Below are 20,876 nucleotides of genomic sequence, written 5' to 3' on the forward strand. Positions count from 1 at the left end.
AAAAATGAAGAATATTAATAAACCCCTAATAGCATGTTTGCTCGCCGGAATCGGATTGTTTAGCAACGATGCAATAGCGCAGGTAAAGAATAAGAAAACTAAAGAAATACACTTTAAGAAACACGTTTTATTGGATGAGTTTGTTACCGAAGGAGCAACAGTAGGTGATATAAACAAGGATGGTAAACTGGATATCATCGCAGGTCCTTACTGGTTTGAGGCTCCCGATTGGAAACGACACGAGATTGATGCCCCTAAAAAGTTTGACTGGAGAACTTCCTATAGTAATTCATTTCTTCATCATGCAATGGATATAAATCAGGATGGCTGGTTGGATGTTATTCGCGTAGATTTTCCTGGAGAGGCCGCTGTATGGTACGAAAATCCGAAGAATAAAGAAGGACATTGGAAAATGCGCATCTTGTATTCATCTGTAGGAAATGAGTCGCCGGCCTTTGTAGATGTTGATGGTGACGGGAGAACTGATTTGTTGTGCGCCGACACTAAGGGGGATAGGGTGGTGTGGTTAAAGGCTCCTGTTTTAAAAGGAGATACAACATGGACTGCTCATGTAATTAGTGATGTAAAGGACAGAGGTACGCATCAATTTACACATGGTTTGGGTTATGCTGATATCAATAAAGATGGTCGTGCAGATGTATTTATTAGAACTGGTTGGTGGGAAGCACCGGTAGATCGTACTCAAACTAACTGGACATGGCATCCTGCTAATTTCGGTGACGAATGTTCTCAAATGTATGCTATGGATTTAGATGGTGATGGCGATATGGATGTTGTGAGTGCTTCAGCACATAATTATGGAATTTGGTGGCATGAACAAGTAAAAGATGCACAGGGAAATGTGGACTGGAAGCGTCATGAGATTTCTAAGGAATTTTCGCAAACTCATGGTCTTGCAATGGTGGACATAAATAAAGATGGGCATCCTGATTTGGTAACCGGTAAACGTTTCTATGCACATAATGGTCATGATCCGGGCGAAGAAGAACCGGCTGTTATTTATTGGTTTGAGTTTAAACCAGGTAAAGTGCCAACCTGGATACCTCATCTGATTGATGACAATTCCGGGATAGGTTTACAGGTTACAACAAAAGATGTAAATAAAGATAAGCTGATTGATATTGTTATTGGAAATAAAAAAGGTGTGTTTTATTTTGAACAGTTAAAGAAGTAATATGTTTTAGCAAAGGGTGCAGTGCAGTTTGTGGAGTTTTTTTGTATATTTATGATAACCAAATATTTAAATAATGAAAAAGCAATTAACGCTCCTAATTGTTACTGCATCTTTGTTGCTGGTAACATGTAAAAAGAAATCAGGATCTGATGAGCCTGAGGTAAAACCTGTTAAATTATTATCAAGGATAATAGAGGTAGGTGGATTTCCAACGCCAACCACCATGTTTACGATATATACTTATGATGACAAAAAAAGGATAAGTACAATAAAAATCGGAGGTACAACCACTATTACCTACAGCTATCACGGGGATGAATTATTCAGTATAGAAACAAAATTTGAGGATAATAAAAATGTGGTAGAAGTTACCTACGAAAATGGTAGGCCGGCAAGTGTAGCTTACAAAAATTATACAAACGGGGTTTTAAAAAATCAAAGAAAAAAAGGGTTCCTTTATACAGGTGATAAGATTACCGAAGCACATGTGAATGAGTCCGGTACTGTAATGGCAAAAATATTCTATAGGTATTCAGGTGATAATGTTGTAGCGGAGGATAGCGAGTCTGATTTTGTTTTGAAAAAAGATCTTACTTACGGAACCAAAAAAAGTATTTATTACAACTCAAGATTAAAGTATAACATAAGCATTGAAGGATTCGACAGGTTCTCAGCTAATGAATTACTTTCTTCACTTATGAAGTATGACAACGGAGCGGAACTTCGCCAGAAAAACACCTTTACTTACGATGACGATGGCTTTCCTATAACTTTGCTAAAAGAGTATACATTTGAAACCGGTATGAGTGCAGGAACCTTTAGATATACTTACGAGTATAAAATGTATTAACAAATCAAATCTTTAAGGTATGAAAAAGCAATGACACTCTTCGCCATTGCGGTAATTGTATCGCTATCTGCATGCAAAAACAAATCAGGATCTGATGAGCCTGAGGTAAAACCCGTTAAATTATTATCAAGAATAATACAGGTAGGTGGATATCCAACGCCAACCACAGTGTTTACGGTATATACTTATGACGATAAAAAAGGATAAGTACAATAAAAACTGGAAGTTCCACCATTACTACCTACAGCTATCATGGGGATGAATTATTCAGTATAGAAACAAAATTTGGAGATAAAAAAAATGTAACAGAAGTTACATACGAAAATGGTAGACCAGTAAGTGTAGCTTACAAATCTTATACAAATGGGGATTTGAAAGGACAAGTAAAAAAGGGTTCATTTATACAGGTGATATGATTACGGAATCACACGTGAATGAGTCTGGTACGGTAGCACAAAAAATATTCAAAAGGTATTCAGGCGGTAATGTCGTAGGGTATGATAGCCAGACTGATTTTTTTGTAAAAGAAGATCCTACTTATGGAACCAAAAAAAGTATTTATTATAACTCGAGATTAAAGTACAATATAAGCATTGAGCCATTCGATAAGTTCTCAGCTAATGAATTGCTTTCTTCAGTTAAGAAGTATGACAACGGTGCCGAAGTTCACAAGAAAAACACCTTTACTTACGATGATGACGGCTTTCCTGTAACTTTGCTTAATGAGAATACATATGAATCCGGCACAAGTGCAGGAACCTATAGATACACTTACGAGTATAAAACCTATTAAATATATGAAAATACGGCTTTTCGTTTTACCTTTTTTCTTGTTAGGTCCTTTCCTTTGCAACGGAAGTACATTAAACGATAAAAAACCTTTTCCTCAACATGCTGTTTATGCAAAAGGTGCCATCAAACCAAACCACAAGACTCAGGCTCAATTAGATACCGATGTGGTTTTTGTGTATGAACGCTGGAAGAAAAACTACCTTACAGAAGATATTGGTGAAAAGGGACAGTATTACATCAAATACCAGCCTAAAGGAGCGGTGACCTGTTCAGAAGCTCATGGATACGGGATGGTAACCTTGGCTTATATGGCGGGACAGGATACCAAAGCTAAAGAATATTTTGACGGTATGTTTTATTTTTTTAAAGCACACCCAAGTAATGGTAATCCTAAATTAATGAATTGGCAGCAAGCCATAAAGGATGGCAAAGTAGTATCTGTTGGCGGAAGCTGTGCAACTGATGGAGACATGGATATTGCTTATGCCTTGTTGCTGGCTGATAAACAATGGGGAAGTAAAGGTAAAATAGACTATAAAGCAGAGGCTGTTTCGATTATCAATGCATTAAAAGAATCCACTGTACACTCAAAATATAAAACTTTAAAAATGGGTGACTGGGCTAGGCGTGAAGGAGCAAGAGGTACCGATGCTACCAGACCTTCTGATTTTATGTTACAGCACCTTAAATCTTATAAAAAAGCAACCGGAGATGTAATTTGGGATACTGTAGCCAAAAACTCATTTAGTATTGTCAATCATGTTTTTACAGATTTTACCCCTAAAACAGGGCTGCTTCCTGATTTTGCAGAGTATAAAGATGGAAAATTTGTCCCAGCAATTGGTAAATTACTTGAAGCCCCAACTGATGGCTGTTATTCCTATAATGCCGCCAGAGCCCCCTGGAGGTTAGCTACTGATTATTTAACAACCGGTGATGCAAGTGTAAAAGCACAACTTACAGCTTTAAATTCCTGGATAAGAACTGAAGCATCCGATGATCCTAATAACATTCGTTCGGGTTATTATCTGGACGGAAAAGTAATGGATGGCAGAGGTTATCAGGACCTTACCTATCAATCTCCATTTATGGTTAGTGCGATGATAGATGCAAAAAATCAGCAATGGCTAAACAAACTGTGGGACAACGCAGTAAAGAACAATAAAAGCTATTTTGGCGATTCCATTACTATGCTATGTATGATTACTGCCTCAGGAAATTGGTGGATCCCATAATAGTTTGTAAGTTTTTCTCAGTTTCTGCAACTTATTGAGAAATTGAAGAAATATGTATTTAATTATTAATCTATGCATGAGCTGCCCTTTTTAGTACTGATTCAGGAACATCAGGGTATTATCCATAAGATTTGCAGATTATACCGCGACAGTAAGGAAGATCGGGAAGATCTTTTTCAGGAAATCACCTATCAACTATGGAAGTCTTTCTCCTCATTTAAAGGCGAAGCAAAGGTAAGTACATGGATGTATCGCATTGCGCTCAATACTGCTATTGCCTCATTTCGTAAAAAAACACTTGATGTTGAATACCATCCTATATTACCGGATTTACCCGATGATGAGGTAGATGAGGATTATGCAGTTCGACAAGAAAGCTTATTTGCAACCTTAAAACAACTTAATGAAAGTGAAAGAGCCATTATTGCCCTTTATCTTGATGATCTTAGTTATAGGCAAATTGCTGAAATAATTGGCATAAATGAGAACAACGTGGGGGTTAAACTCAATCGTATAAAAATAAAAATTCAAAAACTTTTAATCAGATAAATATGGAACCTGATCAACTTAAATTAGCGTGGAATGCTATACAAATGCCTGTTAAAACGAATAAAGAATTGAGCTCAATGCTTATCGAAAGTAAACATCCGGTGCTTAAGGATATTAGAAAACAATTTACAATAGAGATAATTGGATGGTCGGTATTTTTGCTTTGTTATTATACAATGTTTGATGGCGATCAAAAGCCAATTGCAATTAATGTATTATTAGTAGTATCTATACTTTTTGCGCTTATTCATAATATTCTGGGCTATAATTTTTCCAAATATCTTATTAGTGGTGATACAATTAAGCTGTCATTAGAAAGATACTTATCTAAAATTAAAGTTTATGCGGCAGTCTCCATCTCTTCCAGAGTTGTGCTTATTACTGGTTTTCTAGTCTTTTTTACATATAATATAAACTTTACAACAAGCAAATATGTTTTGTTGGCTGGAGTTATCGTAGTATCCCTAGTGCAGTTGCGTTGGTTATTCCTTTTATGGTCAAAGCGGCTTAAAGTACTAGGCAATACAATTAAAGAGTTTAGTTTGGAAAAAGACAATTAGTAACTCACATTTGATCTACTTAAATATATAGTATGTACGTGTTTCTAGATTGGTTTTTTACAATATTACACTTAATAATTATTGGATTTAATCTATTAGGCTGGATTTGGAGAAAAACCAGAAAGCTTCATTTTGTTTGTGTGCTGCTAACCGCCGGTTCCTGGCTAATATTGGGCATTTGGTTTGGACTTGGCTATTGTCCAATAACCGATTGGCAGTGGCAAATTAAAGAAAAACTTGGTGCAACCAATCTGCCTAACTCCTTTATAAAGTACTTCGTCGATAAAGTAACTGGTGGAGATGTATCTTCTTCATTTGTTGATATTGTTACTGCTTCCTGTTTTATCTCGGCAGTATGCTTGTCAGTCTATTTAAATTTCATTAAAAAGAAGCGATAGCATCTTCTTTAAATAGGGAAAGGGGATAGTATCACTGTAATGCGTCTACATTGCGAGAGGATCAACTTCGTTGTGACTTCTATTCTACTTCATATCAACTTCTATACACTTTCAATAAAAATCGAAGTTAGAACGAAATTGGTAGGTATTTATATAGAAGTTCATACTCAGGAAACATAGTCTCAATATTGAAGCAATATAGAGACATAATGGGGTTTCCCTTATCTTATTTTAGCTTGCAAATGTAGGAGACCTGGTGAATAGATTTTACAGTGATAGATACTTAGAGAAAAATGAGTTCAAAAAAAAAGCATCCTTTTGAGGGGATGCTTTTTCTAATTTATAAAATGAGTTTATGAACTGATCTTAACATTAATTGCGTTTAAGCCTTTTTTACCTTGCTCAACGTCATAGCTAACTGAATCATTCTCACGAATGCTGTCAATTAGACCTGAAGTGTGTACAAAGATTTCACTATCACCATTAGATGGTACGATAAATCCAAAACCTTTTGTCTCATTGAAAAACTTTACTGTTCCTTGTTGCATTATATTGTAATTTAATTATTTCCAAATGTAAGTTTAATTTATTGAAAAACAGCAATTTATTAAAAATATATTCATTTATTCTTCAATTCGCTCTTAAAGGAGGTCTATTTTGATCTTTTTGAAGTTATCAGAATAACCACACCTGCAATCAAAACGATACCTCCGATATAAGGTGGCCAGTTTACACTTTTTTCCCTATCAGCTGAGATCTGAATAGGGCCGGCATCTATTACCTTTTCCTTTTTTGTATAGGTAAAACCTGTCCATATCAGCATTACAACACCAAGAATTATCATTACTAAAGCTACTGTCTTATTCATGGCTATTTTTTTAGTTTACATTATCCAATCTGTATATAACATAATAGTAGCGGAAATGTTTGTTTCAAAGTATGGTTGCTACATCGTAATTTCTTAGTATTTTGCATAATGAGTTTTTTAACAGCAGAGTGGCGAAAGTTGGCGATTGCTAATTATGCCATCGATAGGAATTTACTTATACCGTATTTGCCGGCAGGTACTGAGCTGGACTTATGGAACGACACCTGCTTTGTAAGCTTAATTGGATTTCTATTTAAAAACACAAAGCTTTTGGGCTTCAGTATCCCGTTTCATGCAAACTTCGAAGAAGTAAACCTTCGGTTTTACATCAGGTATAACGATAATGGAGTGATAAAGAGGGGTGTTGTGTTTATAAAAGAGATAGTACCAAAATTTGCCTTATCTATAGTCGCAAACACCATTTATAATGAAAATTATGAAGCAATGCCGATGAGCCATTGCTTACTTGAAAATGATGATACCCGTAGTGTTCAATATAAATGGAGGTATAAGAATAACTGGCAAAGTTTTAGTATTGAGGCTAATAAGTCGCTGTCAGAAATTCAAACAGGAACTGAAACCGAGTTTATTACAGAACATTATTGGGGTTATGCCCGATACAGCGCTGATAAAACCAATGAGTATGAGGTAAAACACCCAAGATGGGCACAATATAAGGTGCGGTCTTTTGATATTGATGTCGACTTTGGACTTGTTTATGGCTCTGAATTTGAATTTCTTAATCAACAACAACCAGCTTCAGTAATGCTGGTTGAGGGCTCTGAGATTTCGGTTGAAAGAAAAAACACGATTCGCTTTTAAGTGCTTGTTAACTATTGTACCTCTGGGTTATATTCCAGGGGAAGCTGATCTGCTATCCTTTTGCGACCCCAATATCCCTGAATCAGTAGGTTTTGGTATCCGGCATAGCTACCTTTACTATCAATTTGAGCATCAAGTTGCAAAACAGAACCTGTTTCGTCCATTTCAATGATTTCCCAGTTTATATTTGAAAGTTTAAGCGATGAAACCTTCTTTTTGTCATAGAGGGTATAAAGTCGCTCTCTGTATTTAAATGTGATAAAATTACTGTCTACTCGTTGAATAAGTTGTTCAGTGTATACTGGATTTGGATTGATCATTAAAGGGAAACCAGGGTTTTTGATAACATGAGTAAGGAAACCTTCCTCCTGAGTTCTGTTTTTATAAAGTGCCCTTAAATAATGCATAAGCGATCCTTCATATGCCATTTTTCTATTTGCCTTCCAAATCTCTTGTTCTTCGTTTGTCCCATTAATGTCTTCAAAAATAGATTCTCCGTCATAGATGGTTGCGTCTACTTTTTTATTGTATTGAAATTTCCTTAGTAAATACTTAATGCGATATCCAAGTTTTCGGTTTTCTACAATGAGAAAATCCGAAGAATTTGCTTTTAAAACATCTTTTTCTGTGGAGAAATCAATGATGTCTGTATTTAATATCTTGCATTCTTTCGCATTTTTAGATTCCCCCATGAAATATTTAGTGAATGTCTTTAGAAAGTTCTTTCGCTGATTGTTATCACCAATAATCACTTCGTCTAAAATGATTTGCTTTTCTGCTAATGTAAGATTGAGTACGACGGATTTCTCTAAAACAACCGCATTTTGTTTAATTGAGCCATAACCCAGCATGCTTACTACAACTTGATAAGTCCCAGGACCAAGGCCTGAGAATTTAAATTCTCCTTTGGTATCTGTTTTGGTTGATTTTTGAGATCCATCTATGAATATTGTTGCTGCCTCAATTTGCTCAGATTTAGCATTGGTGACAGTTCCTGTTATGGTAAAAGTTTCCTGGGCATTTACATTAATGTAAAACAGGATGAATTGTATCAAAATAATTGATTTTTTCATGGAGAGCGTAGTTAATTTGTATGTTGTTTAAAATTATTGTTAAATCTAACAACTTTGATTTAAATTTTTGGATTGGTTTATCGATGCCACTATCATTTCTTTAAGCAGTTCAATATTTATATCACTTAGTTTATTTACATAAATACATGCTTTAGTAGTCTTGTGCTTGCCTAGCTTTTCAAGCAATTTATCTCTCCCATCAAAGGTTGAACTTAAATATATAGAAATGGCATTTTTTCTGGGAGAGAAAGCAGCTAAAGGAGCATCACCTTCGCGACCGCTATCATACTTGTAGTGATAGGTGCCAAAACCAATAATGCTAGGTCCCCACATTTTTGGTTCAAAGCCCGTTTGCTCTTTAAAAATCTCAGTAATTTTGAAACTGTCATCTCTTTTGGTTTCATTTTCTATCAGATTAATGAAATCAACAACGTTGCCGGTTGTTTCTACAGTTTTATTTTTTGCCACAGTATAGGGAAGTTAGTCTAATTACTCTTTTACAGCTCTTATGATTACAATATCACGTTCTATTGTTTCGCCAATATTACTTTTAACAGTTTCAGTTTCCTCACTTACCTCAGCAATCATAAATCCTGCATTAGTTAATAGGGCCGAAACGGTATGTTTGTCATATAATTGGAACTTCCATTTAGTAAAGGGAAGTTTTTCCATGAATTTCTTGTCACCAAAAGTAACACAAAAACTCCCACCGGGTTTCAATACTCTGTATATCTCTTTGGCGTAGGCCTCAGGTTTTTCCCAAAAATAGATGGTGTTTACAGTAAAAATCTTATCAAATGAGGCCTGAGGAAAATCAATATCATTACCATTGGACAATTCAAAAGCCACGATATTCTTTTTAACAAGGTCCTTGTTTATTTTGGTTGCCTCAGTATTCATTGTTTCTGATATGTCGATGCCAAAATAATGAAGTCCTGTTGCAATGGCTATCAAATCCTTTACATGACTTCCATTCCCATGGCCAATTTCCAAAACATGATCATCTTTAATGAGGTTTAATTGCTGTATGGTGCGTGCAATCATGTTTTGGTTTGAAATTGCCATTCTCTCACCGGTTTTCTTCCCGTCTTCTCCCTTAGGCGAACTCAACTGGTTTGCCATTTCCTTTAAATCATTGTCATTCCAGGTTGTGCTCATTAAAGTATGGTTATTGTGTAAAGTTTTGTAAATGAAATTACTATAGCTAAAAGTAATGATATAAGGGCAGGATGTCAAGAGGGCTAAGTAACAAAGTGATGCTATAGGCCAGAAAGCTTAAAGTTTACAAGAGTTATCATTAAATTGGCCAAATAATTTAAACACATGAAGAATCTACTTTTCAAAACAATTGCTATACTGTCTTTTTTGATAGCTAACGCAAATTTTTCTAAGGGACAACAAATTCCGTCGGCTCAATTGCAAAGCAATCCATGGACTAAAGCTCAACTTATGGAACCCTCTGTTTTAGCCAATATGATTGAGAAAGGGCAGAAAATACGTATTTACAATATTGGTGTAGTTGAGGATATTAAAGGAGCCACGCATCTAGGTGCTGCAAGCGAAAAGCTGAATGTAGAAAAGCTGAGTAAAGTATTAAAGGGGCTTCCAAAAAATGAAGTAATTGTAGTCTATTGCGGTTGCTGCCCAATGGATAAATGCCCTAACATCAGACCTGCCTTTCAGGTCTTAAAGGATCAAAAATTTACAAAAGCTTATTTACTTAATTTAACGGTTAATTTGAAAACAGAATGGATTAGCAAGGGGTATCCGTTAGCTACATCTGTTAAATAGGCCTTAATTATTTTTGTTTCTTTAATAAAGCTTTTTTAAGATTTTCCGCTGCCCTGAACTGAGTTATTTTAGTAATTAGGTCTAGGGGTAGCGGCTTGCTATGAGGAAACTTTATTGTTCCCTTAGATAATTCGTAATCAGCTAACTGGTCTTTAAATTCTGTGATGCCGCCAGGACCGGGGTAAAAGCCAATGTGGTTTTTAAATCCGCCAAAGTGTACCAGATTTCCTTTTAAAAATAAAGTAGGGATACCATATCCAATCTTTTCTTCTGCTTCTGGAGCCGCTTTATTTACTGTTTTTCTAAATTCTTGAAGTTTAACTTGAACCTCTTCAGGGAATGCAGAAATGTATTCATCAATAACCGTATTGTTTTTCATTTCAATAAATTAAATGGTTAAAACACATTGTGTTAAAATCTGGTTAAATGTCTGTAATCAAAAATACAAATAAAAATTTGTGCCTTTATATTTGTTATCTTAGGGTATAAAATGAATGCAAATGTTTCAGAAAAGAATTGTCGCCTCTACGCTGTTTTTATGCTTTGTTACGTTGTTTACTTATGCTCAAACAGCAATAATACCATCAGTTACAACACCTCAAAATGCGTTATCTCGCTATTTGAATAACGGAGACAATACGTATAAATGGGAGATAAAGGATTCTTATAGTCTTGAGGATGTTACTGTTTACAGCATTCTGCTTACTTCGCAAAAATGGAGAGAATACACCTGGACTCACCAATTGAGTATAATTGTGCCTAAAGAAAATAAGCATGATGGCGCTTTGTTATTTATTACAGGTGGAAGCATCAATAAAGAGGGATTGCCAAATTGGAGTGACAAAGGAGATGGTTTGGTGAGAAGTTTTAGTGCTATAGCCAAAGAAAATAGCGCTGTTGTTGCTGTACTTAAGCAAACTCCTAACCAACCTCTTTATGGTGATTTGACGGAGGACGCTTTGATATCTTATACGCTTCATAATTACAAGAAAGATGGCGATTACAGTTGGCCATTATTGTTTCCTATGGTTAAATCGGCAAAGAGTGCAATGGATGCTGTTCAGGATTTTTCAAAGCAAAAATTGCGTCATAGTATTAATCGGTTTGTTGTGTCGGGTGCATCTAAACGTGGTTGGACAACATGGCTTACCGGTGCGGTAGATAAGCGGGTAACAGCCATAGCACCAATGGTTATTGATATGTTAAACATGCCTGTGAGCATGAATTATCAGATCAAAGTTTGGAAGGATTACAGTATTCAAATTGAAGATTATGTTAAACTGGGTCTTGTGCAGGATTTGGGAACTAGTGGTAGCAATGATTTGACTACTATGATTGATCCGTATGCCTATCGAAAAGCATTGACAATGCCTAAAATGATAGTAATGGGAACAAATGATGAGTATTGGCCAATTGATAATATCAAGAATTATTACGACAGTATTCCCGGACAAAATCTAATTCACTACATACCAAATGTGGGACATAGCCTTGGTGACGGAAAAGAAGCCATGACAACTTTAAGTTCATTTTTTGGCCTTACCATGTCTAAATCTTCTTATCCTGTATGTATTTGGAAATCTTCTCAAACAGATAAAGGAGTGAAGGTTAATATTAAAACAACCGCTGACAAACTCATTGATGTCACGTTGTGGCACGCTGATTCTCCCGATTTGGATTTTAGAAATGACAAGTGGGAATCACAGAAATTAGATGTTAAGCCTAAATCGGAAATTAGTGCCCTTGAACTCTATCCAGCTTCAGGCTATCGGGCTTTTTATATCAATTTAAAGTATAAAGACTCAAAAGGTGGCGAATATATGGAAAGTACAAGGGTGTTTATGACAGATGATAAAAAGCTATTATAGCTCTATCAATTTGTTTTTAATGGCATACAATACTAAGCCAACGCGGTTTTTTACATTTAGTTTAACAAATAAGGTGTCGCGGTAGCCGTCCACTGTTCGGGAGCTTACACACATTTTATCGGCGATTTCTTTATAAGTTAGTTCTGAGCTTGCCAATTTTAAAAAATCCTTTTCTCTGTTGTTTAGTTTTATATTTTCAGCAGGTTTATTGAAACTTTCGGCCATATATCGAGCTGCAAAAGGAGGGAAGTACACATTGTCGTTTGTAACAGCATCTAGTGCAGTTTTAAATTCCAATGGATCGGAATCTTTAAGCAAATATCCTTTTATGCCTGTTTTTATCATTGAAATGACGGTTTCTGCATCGCCATCCATCGAGAGAACAATGATGTATATGTCAGGGTGATTTTTTCTAATCCATTCTGATGTTTGCTGACCGCTTAAGGTTGGCATGTTTAAATCAAGCAGTACAATTTTTGGTTTGAATTTTTGACTTACTTTATTGCAGAATTCTTCGCCGCTTCCGGCCTCAAATAGAACTTCATAATCTGAAAAGGTACTAATTAACGAAGCAATTCCCTGTCTAAAAAGACGGTGGTCATCAACAAGAGCAATCGATGTTTTACTCATCAGAGGTAATGTTTTCTTGAATGTGTTTTAATGTTATACTGGTTAAACAACCTGAGCCTATAGTGCTATTTACAGCAACTTCAGCATTAATTAGTGCTGCTCTTTGCTTGATATTCTCTAGCCCCTGACCTTTGGATTTTGTTAATTCAACAGTATTAAATCCCTTTCCTTTATCTTCCAGTGTTAAAGTAAATAAATTTAAGGAATATGTCAAGTCGATAGTTAAGGTTTCTGATTCAGCGTGCTTTAAAGTATTGTTCACTATTTCCTGAAAAATTCTATACAGAATCATCTCGGTTTGTACATTAAACTTAAAGGGCGCGCCATTTAAATCAACATGAGCACAGATAATACCACTTCTGTTTAATCGCTCTACCTCGTCCTTTATGGCTTGGTAAAGTCCTTCTTTTTTTATTCTGTCGAGGCTTAAACTTTTTGATAGATCTCTTAAGTCGTTAATTACAGTACCTATAAGTTGAACACTCTCATTAATCTTTTCTTGCTGATCTCCATTATTCATTTTGGTAGCAGTGCCAAGGGAAAGCTTAACAAATGATAGCACCTGGCCTATATTGTCGTGGATTTCGCGACTAATATTGGTTAATGTTTGTTCTTGGATTTCTAATTTAGTTTGTAGTATTAGTTTTTCATAGGTGCGCGTTAACTCTTCCTTTTTTTTATTAAGAATACGTTTTTTGCGTACAAAGACAAGAAAAAAAAGCAAAGTAAACACAGCAAGTACCACTGCGCCAACACTCGCTATAATTATCGCAACTACGATGTCGTCATTGGCTTTCTCCATACGATAAGCGCTATTGATATACAACTATACAAAATTATACTAAGATAACGCGGAATTATATTATACAAAGGCGTGTTAAAAATCATTAGATGATTTAACAGAATGTAATTGTACAATGAAAGACAAATGGTTATTCCTGAATAAAAGATAAGAACACCTGATGCGATGCACAATCCAGCTGAATAGTGTTTTTCTTTTACGTAATTGTCGTGAAGCAGGTATTCATAAAAGTGTAGGCATGCAAAGATAACCTGGATAATTCCACCGTAAGCGATGATGTAGTTGTTAAAAGCGAAGGAGGTGTAAGTGTAATAGATTAACGATGTTATGATATAAGTTGATGTGAGCAAAATAATTGTTTGCTTGTGCTCTTTAGCAGTAGAGAACCGATAAAAGATGAAAGCGAAAAAAAAATGGGAGATGAGGTTCAATATATTATACATCCAGCCCGTGCTAAGTGCATGGGTTACATACAAGTACTTAGCCACCAGCTCAATTACAAGAACCAGTAGGAGGTATGGTACAAAAGAAATCATAAAAGAACTTTTGAGCTTTTTGATGTATATTAAGGACACCAGTAAACTCAAAAATTCGAAATAATGTTGTACGCTTAACTTCATTAAGGGTGAATTTCTCCCAGGTTATATGGATTCGCCTTGCCTCCAAGCTTGTCAACACCAGATGTAATCTCAGCTGCATTTGCACCATTATATGGCATGAAAAACACTGTTACTCTGCCAATCAATTTAGGATCTGCTTTAAAATGAGTGATTAATTCTTTGGTATAAATTCCTAATGATACTCTTACCGTTTTATAATCAGTAGTTGCGCTCAATTTATCCATCCAGTCATTCAATGGATCTTTAGTGAATTCTATGTAATCTGTTCTTGGAAGAAGACCAGTATTCGGTACTTTTAAGTACTCATTGATACATGCATCAGCGAGTACGTATGGAACTTCCTGGTTAAAAAAGACCACTGAAAATTGTGATTTGCTTTCGTTTGACATAATCTTATAGTTTGTTTATGTAAACTTATTCTTTCTTCAGCTTAAAAGCATAGGGTGTTTTTCACGTATTTTATGTTTAAAACACTATGAGTATTACCGTTTTTAACAGGGATTTAATGTGCTTTACGTTTTTGAACTTTGTTCTCAGTGGTTGGTTCTGGTTAAAATTCAAAAGAAATGCGTAGTACGCTCTTTGCAAAGCTTGGTTTTACTGTCACATCTGAGTTCGTGTGGCAGTAACAACCATAGCTGTATGGGGGATTACAGATTAATTATTTTCAAGAAAGTTAGTCAACAGATGCTTTAAATAAAGCTCCGGCTTAGGCATTTTAATTACTGTGCCCGGTTCCTTGTCTTGAGATTGCTTAATATAATTCGCTTTTATTTTACCCCAATCTTTAGAATACAGTTTAATAAACATGTCCACAAAGTCTTTGTCTGTGTAGCCCTCAGGAAGTTTACTTAACACTGCTTCAATTTTCTCTTCTTTTCTATGTAATACTGCCATAATGATTTTAATTGGGGCCGCTAAGTTAGGGAAATAAAAACACAATATAGCACCATAGCAAGTATTGAAGCCAGAAGTGTATTTAGAAAATTCACCACATTATTTCCTACATAATTTTTTCGCTCAATTGTAGCTCCAAGTATGGAATCTATAAGATTACCAAGGATGCCGGCTACAGCTACAATAAGACATTTTTTATCAAAACCACCGTAAATGAAAGCAATTACAAAAGCACCACAAGCGCCAATAAGTGTTCCTTCAATACTGACAACACCATCTAAACCATTGGCCTCCTTTTTTAACGTTAGGATGTTATAAAACCTACTTCCATAGATCATACCCAGTTCAGAGGATAGGGTATCGGCAAGGGCAGATGATAAGCTTGCTGCCATCATCAAAATGTAGAGTTCTGAATGATTCTGGTCAACAATTGCCAAAGAGCCGAGTATCGCAGCAACACCTCCATTGGCAAACACCTGCCCGATATTTCTTCCTTTATTCTCTGAAATTTCTGGATGATATCTGGCTTTTAGGTACTTTTTATGTGATGTTGCTAATACACTAAGAATAAAAAAGGTAACAAGCATCAGAATGCCTTTTTCTTTAGCACCAATGTATACCAAAAAACCAATGAGCCCTGCAGCAATGGATGCCGGAAGTGTTAGTTTTTTGGCTCTTACACATATTACCATCATGGCAATAAGTAAGATCGCAATTACAAGTAAGTTCATTTAAAACAATTGCAAGTTAATCGTTGGCTCTGTTGAAGAAGAACTAGTTTTAGTACTGGTTCTTGCCTTATGTTTACCAATCCAGGTAAGGTAATCTTCAGGTTTAATTGGCTCCTTTAATAAACCAGAAGCATATTGTATTTGGGAAATCCTTGCTTCAATTGTTTGTCTAAATTTTTGTAACAAGTGTTGGATTTGCTGTTGGATTTTGTTTTTAGGCTTAATTCTTATGTTTTTGTTTACAGGATTAAGAAGTTGCATGGTTATTTCCTTACCGAAGTAAGCCAATGCCGATTCTATTCTATCCTGTAGTAACTGCTGATCTTTAAAACCAGCTTGTTTATGCAACTGTTTTACCTGTGTCTGAAATCTGTCTGATAAAGCAATTAGGTCGACGGTCGACTTATTCAACTGCGAGAGTAAAGATTTAAACTCAGGAAGGTGTGATTTAATGATCTCAGAATTTGAACTGATAGTTTCCAAACCACTAAGTATTCGGTTAAACGAGAAATGGTTTAGTACCACCTGCAAGATGAATTTTTCTTGTTCTGTGATCAGAATACTATCTAATTCTTCTTCTTTGGCAGGTTTCATATAATTGATCACCTCAGTATTTGATCGTAAGCTCTCTGTGCTGATTTTGGACTTTAAAATTAGCCCGTTTAATGTCCTTACACGACTTAAAGCCACATATACTTGACCAGCCACAAATGATTTTCCTGCATCAATTACAGCATTGTCAAATGTTAATCCCTGACTTTTATGGATGGTTACTGCCCATGCTAGTTTGATTGGATATTGCGAAAATTCTCCAACCTGTTGTTGTACAATAGCCTCTTCAGGGTCGGCCTTGTATTCAAAAGATTGCCATGATGTCTTTTCTAAAAGCAGATCATCTTCTTGCGGAAAGGAGATGTAAATGTGACCATCTTTAATGGATTTAACTTTTCCTATTTTTCCGTTGTAGAATTTCCGATCATCACCTGTATCATTTTTTATGAACATGATCTGAGCACCTTCTTTAAGTTTTAGTGTCTGTTCTGCCTGCAGGCCAAGATCTCTAAATTCTCCACTAATTTCACCCTCAAAAGTATATTCCTCACCAGTAAGTTCATCCAGTTTTCCTTTATTAGTCGTATTTGCCTCAGCATTATGTGAGGTAATGATAATAGGATTTAGGTCATCGGTTGAGCTGAACTGAGGATCATATCTTTTATTTAAAAGATTCAAACTACTTTCACTAATTTGATTGTTTCTGATGTCATTAAGAATATTGATGAATTCAGGTTCCGTTTGTCGGAATACAGTGGTAAGCTCTATTTGTAAAAGTGGGTTTCTGCGTACTACAAGTGCATCAAAGAAATAAGGAGATGGGTATGCTTGGCTTAGAAAAGCCCAATCTTCTCTTTTGGTAACAGGTGGCAGCTGATATAAATCGCCAATTAGCAGGAGCTGAACACCTCCAAAAGGCATGGTGTTTTTTCTGACAGATCTCAGGATAGCATCTATTACATCAAGTAAGTCGCACCGCACCATTGATACCTCATCAATAACAAGCAGTTCCAGTTCATTAAACAGGTTTATTTTATCTCTGGTATAACTTAAATCAGAAACCATAGATTGAATAGAAAGTATACCTGCTTGTAGGTTCTCCAAACTAATGTCGCCTGGAAAAAAAGAGCCCGGAGGCAATTGGAAAAAGGAATTGATTGTGGTTCCTTTTGCATTCATTGCGGCAACTCCGGTAGGAGCAACCACAGCCATTTTTTTAGAACTACTCTCTTTAATTCGCTTAAGTAGGGTTGTTTTTCCTGTCCCGGCTTTTCCAGTCAGAAAGATATTCTGATTGGTATAGTCAATAAAAGATAAAACGCTGTCGAAAATTGAATTAGAAAAACCGCCATTACTCATATGGCAAATTTAATTGATTTTTTTTGCTGTTTAACCTAATGTTGAAATGTATTAGCCACCTTTATCGGTTATAAGGATGCTCATTAATCCAGCGGAACTTTCTTTCTGTAAGTATGTATTTCTGTTTATTTAAAATGATCGTAGCTGGTGTACCAAATAAATTCCCTGAAAGGATCAGTTTATTACTGTCGGCAAATTTGTAATTAAGCGTGTAATTTACTTTTGGATCGTCAGTGAAAGCGATACTGATAGACTTGGATACAGAATCAACTCCATAGGTACACCAGGCAGTTTCATCATTATTGTAATGAATCTGTGCATAGGTATTTCTGTCAAATATCATAAGCTTCCACTTGCGACTTAAAAAAGAGCTATCCGGAATTGAATCTTTCTTTTCTGTTTTTAAAGATTCTATCTTGTAAGCTCCGTAAACAGGCGATTTATCGTCAACTTTTTTGTCAAACAAGGCAGTTTTTAATGCCATAGTTAATGCTGCTCCTGCGTACAATAATACTGCGGCATACTTTAATACCAACTTGGAAATACGTACCCATTTCGCTTTAAAAATAGGAGCCTTTAGTTGGTTTAGTTTTACAAGTTCACCTTTAAAGAAAAATCTAATCAGATTTATAATATTAGGCGACAGTATGATTAGGCACATGACTACAAGCGCTGTGCTTATAATTTTTACAGGTACATCAAAGAAGTAGTTGATGGCCATAATATTTGCTGAGGTCATTAAGCATAGGAAAGCACCTATTGTAGCAGTCCTTCTGAAAAACAATAAAACACCCATCAATTCGGCTGTAAACATAAACCATTTGTAGCCTTCAGAAAATCCTAAAAACCTCCAGGCAAGGCCCATTGGGGAAGACTCTCCATAAGTAGTTGAAAGCTGACTAAGATAGAGGGAAGGGAATTGGCCTTCGTTGAGTTTAGCAATAGCATAGTGGACTAACATAAAACCTACATAGAACCTAAGCAAAACGGTAAGCCAGTAAAAAAGTTGGTCGTGACTCTTTCTTTTTCTATCTAAAATCGACCATATAAATGTTCCAAATAAGGCTATCAATAATACACAGAGCAATAGTACGTAATTGTACGTTGTGTCTCCACTACCATTGGTGAAAACAGTAATTGGTTCCGGAAGATTTAAATATTTTGCGGCAAACCATGGAATGAAAGATTGAAGGACAGGTGTGGTGTATCTTTCAATATAATATAGAAATGGTAAACCTCCATTGTTAAAGCATAAGACAAAAAAAGAACAAAGTAAAAACAGGAATCTGGTTGAAATGAGAGAGACGTATTTGGCCATGGTTTGTGTTCGGTTGTAATTACAATAAGCAATCGTTAAAGTAAGAAAATAGTTGTTATCTTGCTGGATAAGAATCGTATTTTTTGTCAAATAATAATTCAACGCATCTCTTAATGAAACATTTTATAATAGTAGCATTAATTTTATTATCAATTACTTCATGCAATTATGCTCAACAGCCTACAAGTATTAAATCCGAATTGCCTGAGAGAATTAGTAATTATGAGGATTGGAAGAAAGAAGCTGAGTCAAATATTAGACTAAACCCTAAGTTTGGTAATGCCGTTAAATCAGAGGAACAAAAAGAAGCAGATCAACGGCTTATCGATGATTATCTGAAGCAACAGGGGAGCCATCATAAGGCATCAGAGGTGCTTGTAAAATTAGGTTTTGATTATCTTTATAGGGGGGATGTTAGAACTTCGATGTATAGGTTTAATCAAGCCTGGTTACTAGAACCTAAAAATGAAAATGTATTCTGGGGCTATTCGGCTGTTTACTTTACACTTGGGAATCACGAAATGGCAATGGAACAATTGAATGAAGGACTTACTTTGAACCCTAATAGTTCAAACATACTTACCGACAAAGCAACAATCTATTTTGCTAAATTTCCAACTAGCAATGATCCAAAAGATTTGTCTGCAGCTCTGGATTTATTAAACCAGTCGTATAAGATAGATTCTACAAATCAGAATACTTTGTTCAAGTTATCTGTGGTCTATCTTATGAAAAAGGATTGTAAAAATGCATTAAAATATTATGATGAATGCAATACTCTTGGAGGTAAGCCTATTACCAAAGAATTTAAAACAGCCCTTCAAGAACTGTGTGGTAAGAAGTAATGTGACTTTTTTGAATGATCTTTAACTACTTTAACTACAATATCTTGTCATTTTTTCTAAATTTAGGCACCTAAACCAATTTAACCATGAAACTTATTTACATCATTGCGGGAGCATTACTTACAACAATATTAAGTACAGCAAATGCCCAGCAAAAAGAAACCCCTAAAAAAAGCACTAAGAATAAGGTAATTGTAGCTTATGTTACATCGTGGGGTAAGGTTTTACCTGATCCAAAACTTGTAACTCATATTAATTATGCTTTTGGCCATGTAAATAAGACATTCGATGGAGTGACTATTGAGAATGAAGGTCGTTTGAAAGATATAACGGCATTAAAGGCAAAGTATCCTGCACTAAAAGTATTGCTTTCAATAGGCGGTTGGAAGAGCGGTAGATTCAGTGAAATGGCTGCGTCAGAAGAAAATAGAAGTAAATTTGTAGAGGATTGCCAACGCGTAGTAAACGCATTTAATTTAGACGGAATAGATATAGACTGGGAATATCCAACTAGTTCAGAAGCTGGAATATCTTCTTCCCCTGATGATACCAAAAACTACACTTTATTGATGTCGGGGATCAGAAATAAAATTGGCAAGAAAAAACTACTTACGCTAGCCTCTGTTTCAAATGCAAAATACATCGATTTTAAGGCCATAACACCAATAGTAGATTTTGTAAACGTAATGACTTATGATATGGGAACTCCTCCCAATCATCATGCAGGACTTTATCACTCAGAATACACTAAGGATATCAGTGTTGATGAAGGGGTTACAGCACATCTAAATGCAGGTGTTCCGGCCAATAAGTTAGTTCTTGGTATTCCTTTTTATGGGCATGGAAAAGGCGACATTGCCTGGTACATAGATTACAAAGACATTGTAAAACTAAATGGTTATACCAAAAAATGGGATGATGTAGCTAAAGCTCCATATCTGACTAACGATGCAGGTGAATTTGTATTAACTTATGAAAATCCGCAATCCATAGCTATAAAATGTACTTATCTATTGGATAAGGGGCTGTTGGGTGCCATGTATTGGGATTATACAGCAGATACCGAAGATGGAGAATTACGCAACGCAGTTTATTCAGGAGTTAAAGGAAAATAACTGCGT

At 35.6% G+C, this 20,876-nt stretch carries 27 protein-coding genes; 13 read left to right on the forward strand and 14 right to left on the reverse strand.

Features of this window, described 5'->3' with window-relative positions:
* Positions 1–4: 4 nt before the first annotated feature.
* From HQN83_RS00220 to HQN83_RS00255, 8 genes are all read left to right on the forward strand, one after another.
* On the forward strand, positions 5–1,195 hold the full coding sequence (locus tag HQN83_RS00220; protein WP_173087405.1) for an FG-GAP repeat domain-containing protein: 1,191 nt from the start codon (positions 5–7) through the stop codon (positions 1,193–1,195).
* A 73-nt stretch (positions 1,196–1,268) separates the two neighbouring features.
* Positions 1,269–2,045, forward strand: coding sequence for a hypothetical protein (locus HQN83_RS00225; RefSeq protein WP_173087407.1), 777 nt, complete (start codon positions 1,269–1,271; stop codon positions 2,043–2,045).
* A gap of 30 nt (positions 2,046–2,075) precedes the next feature.
* Complete coding sequence (locus tag HQN83_RS00230) at positions 2,076–2,252, forward strand: hypothetical protein (protein ID WP_173087409.1); 177 nt, start codon at positions 2,076–2,078, stop codon at positions 2,250–2,252.
* 205 nt (positions 2,253–2,457) lie between these two features.
* Positions 2,458–2,838, forward strand: a complete 381-nt coding sequence (locus HQN83_RS00235) for a hypothetical protein (RefSeq protein ID WP_173087411.1) — start codon at positions 2,458–2,460, stop codon at positions 2,836–2,838.
* Positions 2,839–2,842: 4 nt separating this feature from the next.
* Complete coding sequence (locus tag HQN83_RS00240) at positions 2,843–4,072, forward strand: glycosyl hydrolase family 8 (protein WP_173087413.1); 1,230 nt, start codon at positions 2,843–2,845, stop codon at positions 4,070–4,072.
* A gap of 72 nt (positions 4,073–4,144) precedes the next feature.
* Positions 4,145–4,621 carry an RNA polymerase sigma factor gene (locus HQN83_RS00245; protein ID WP_173087415.1) on the forward strand — a complete coding sequence of 159 codons (477 nt, stop codon included), beginning with the start codon at positions 4,145–4,147 and terminating at the stop codon, positions 4,619–4,621.
* Between the two features lie 2 nt (positions 4,622–4,623).
* The gene (locus HQN83_RS00250; protein ID WP_173087417.1) at positions 4,624–5,181 is read left to right on the forward strand and encodes a hypothetical protein; all 558 of its coding nucleotides are present in this window, start codon (positions 4,624–4,626) and stop codon (positions 5,179–5,181) included.
* A 32-nt stretch (positions 5,182–5,213) separates the two neighbouring features.
* A complete protein-coding gene (locus HQN83_RS00255) occupies positions 5,214–5,579 on the forward strand; it encodes a DUF2784 domain-containing protein (RefSeq protein WP_173087419.1) in 366 nt (121 codons plus the stop codon).
* Between the two features lie 353 nt (positions 5,580–5,932).
* On the opposite strand, the gene HQN83_RS00260 is transcribed toward HQN83_RS00255, so the two are convergent.
* Positions 5,933–6,127: a cold-shock protein gene (locus HQN83_RS00260; protein WP_173087421.1), complete on the reverse strand. Its 195-nt coding sequence runs from the start codon at positions 6,125–6,127 to the stop codon at positions 5,933–5,935.
* Between the two features lie 104 nt (positions 6,128–6,231).
* Positions 6,232–6,447 (reverse strand): hypothetical protein, encoded by a 216-nt coding sequence (locus HQN83_RS00265; protein WP_173087423.1) that lies wholly within the window; start codon positions 6,445–6,447, stop codon positions 6,232–6,234.
* A gap of 108 nt (positions 6,448–6,555) precedes the next feature.
* On the opposite strand from HQN83_RS00265, the gene HQN83_RS00270 reads away from it, so the two are divergent.
* The gene (locus HQN83_RS00270) at positions 6,556–7,269 is read left to right on the forward strand and encodes a YqjF family protein (protein ID WP_173087425.1); all 714 of its coding nucleotides are present in this window, start codon (positions 6,556–6,558) and stop codon (positions 7,267–7,269) included.
* 11 nt (positions 7,270–7,280) lie between these two features.
* On the opposite strand, the gene HQN83_RS00275 is transcribed toward HQN83_RS00270, so the two are convergent.
* Genes HQN83_RS00275 through HQN83_RS00285 form a run of 3 tightly spaced genes read right to left on the reverse strand, consistent with a single transcriptional unit; the run spans position 7,281 to position 9,500 of the window.
* Positions 7,281–8,342 (reverse strand): carboxypeptidase-like regulatory domain-containing protein, encoded by a 1,062-nt coding sequence (locus HQN83_RS00275; protein WP_173087427.1) that lies wholly within the window; start codon positions 8,340–8,342, stop codon positions 7,281–7,283.
* A 45-nt stretch (positions 8,343–8,387) separates the two neighbouring features.
* Entirely contained in the window at positions 8,388–8,810 is a 423-nt protein-coding gene (locus HQN83_RS00280) for a DUF1801 domain-containing protein (RefSeq protein WP_173087429.1), read from the reverse strand.
* A gap of 21 nt (positions 8,811–8,831) precedes the next feature.
* Positions 8,832–9,500, reverse strand: a complete 669-nt coding sequence (locus HQN83_RS00285; RefSeq protein WP_173087431.1) for a class I SAM-dependent methyltransferase — start codon at positions 9,498–9,500, stop codon at positions 8,832–8,834.
* A gap of 165 nt (positions 9,501–9,665) precedes the next feature.
* On the opposite strand from HQN83_RS00285, the gene HQN83_RS00290 reads away from it, so the two are divergent.
* On the forward strand, positions 9,666–10,133 hold the full coding sequence (locus HQN83_RS00290) for a rhodanese-like domain-containing protein (protein ID WP_173087433.1): 468 nt from the start codon (positions 9,666–9,668) through the stop codon (positions 10,131–10,133).
* A gap of 7 nt (positions 10,134–10,140) precedes the next feature.
* Here HQN83_RS00290 and HQN83_RS00295 read toward each other — a convergent pair whose 3' ends face one another.
* Positions 10,141–10,512, reverse strand: coding sequence for an iron chaperone (locus HQN83_RS00295; RefSeq protein WP_173087435.1), 372 nt, complete (start codon positions 10,510–10,512; stop codon positions 10,141–10,143).
* Between the two features lie 121 nt (positions 10,513–10,633).
* On the opposite strand from HQN83_RS00295, the gene HQN83_RS00300 reads away from it, so the two are divergent.
* On the forward strand, positions 10,634–12,001 hold the full coding sequence (locus tag HQN83_RS00300; RefSeq protein ID WP_217277281.1) for a PhoPQ-activated pathogenicity-related family protein: 1,368 nt from the start codon (positions 10,634–10,636) through the stop codon (positions 11,999–12,001).
* Here HQN83_RS00300 and HQN83_RS00305 read toward each other — a convergent pair.
* The 8 genes from HQN83_RS00305 to HQN83_RS00340 form a co-directional block, all read right to left on the reverse strand.
* Positions 11,996–12,631, reverse strand: a complete 636-nt coding sequence (locus HQN83_RS00305; RefSeq protein ID WP_173087439.1) for a response regulator transcription factor — start codon at positions 12,629–12,631, stop codon at positions 11,996–11,998. The genes HQN83_RS00300 and HQN83_RS00305 overlap by 6 nt on opposite strands.
* A complete protein-coding gene (locus HQN83_RS00310; RefSeq protein WP_173087441.1) occupies positions 12,624–13,433 on the reverse strand; it encodes a sensor histidine kinase in 810 nt (269 codons plus the stop codon). Before HQN83_RS00310 ends, HQN83_RS00305 begins: the two co-directional genes overlap by 8 nt.
* Complete coding sequence (locus HQN83_RS00315) at positions 13,406–13,969, reverse strand: hypothetical protein (RefSeq protein WP_173087443.1); 564 nt, start codon at positions 13,967–13,969, stop codon at positions 13,406–13,408. The genes HQN83_RS00310 and HQN83_RS00315 overlap by 28 nt, the downstream gene beginning before the upstream one ends.
* Positions 13,970–14,052: 83 nt before the next feature.
* Positions 14,053–14,442 carry a hypothetical protein gene (locus HQN83_RS00320; RefSeq protein ID WP_173087445.1) on the reverse strand — a complete coding sequence of 130 codons (390 nt, stop codon included), beginning with the start codon at positions 14,440–14,442 and terminating at the stop codon, positions 14,053–14,055.
* Positions 14,443–14,710: 268 nt separating this feature from the next.
* The gene (locus HQN83_RS00325) at positions 14,711–14,950 is read right to left on the reverse strand and encodes a hypothetical protein (protein ID WP_173087447.1); all 240 of its coding nucleotides are present in this window, start codon (positions 14,948–14,950) and stop codon (positions 14,711–14,713) included.
* A gap of 20 nt (positions 14,951–14,970) precedes the next feature.
* Complete coding sequence (locus HQN83_RS00330) at positions 14,971–15,681, reverse strand: DUF92 domain-containing protein (protein WP_173087449.1); 711 nt, start codon at positions 15,679–15,681, stop codon at positions 14,971–14,973.
* Positions 15,682–17,592 (reverse strand): ATP-dependent DNA helicase, encoded by a 1,911-nt coding sequence (locus tag HQN83_RS00335; RefSeq protein ID WP_173087451.1) that lies wholly within the window; start codon positions 17,590–17,592, stop codon positions 15,682–15,684. It lies immediately after the preceding gene.
* 61 nt (positions 17,593–17,653) lie between these two features.
* Positions 17,654–18,910, reverse strand: coding sequence for a hypothetical protein (locus HQN83_RS00340; RefSeq protein ID WP_173087453.1), 1,257 nt, complete (start codon positions 18,908–18,910; stop codon positions 17,654–17,656).
* A 113-nt stretch (positions 18,911–19,023) separates the two neighbouring features.
* Here HQN83_RS00340 and HQN83_RS00345 point away from each other — a divergent pair, with 113 nt between their 5' ends.
* Positions 19,024–19,755, forward strand: a complete 732-nt coding sequence (locus tag HQN83_RS00345; protein WP_173087455.1) for a tetratricopeptide repeat protein — start codon at positions 19,024–19,026, stop codon at positions 19,753–19,755.
* An 86-nt stretch (positions 19,756–19,841) separates the two neighbouring features.
* A complete protein-coding gene (locus tag HQN83_RS00350) occupies positions 19,842–20,870 on the forward strand; it encodes a glycoside hydrolase family 18 protein (protein WP_173087457.1) in 1,029 nt (342 codons plus the stop codon).
* Positions 20,871–20,876: the final 6 nt, after the last annotated feature.

Origin of the sequence: Pedobacter foliorum, from assembly GCF_013266735.1 — a bacterium.
Taxonomy (GTDB): domain Bacteria; phylum Bacteroidota; class Bacteroidia; order Sphingobacteriales; family Sphingobacteriaceae; genus Pedobacter; species Pedobacter foliorum.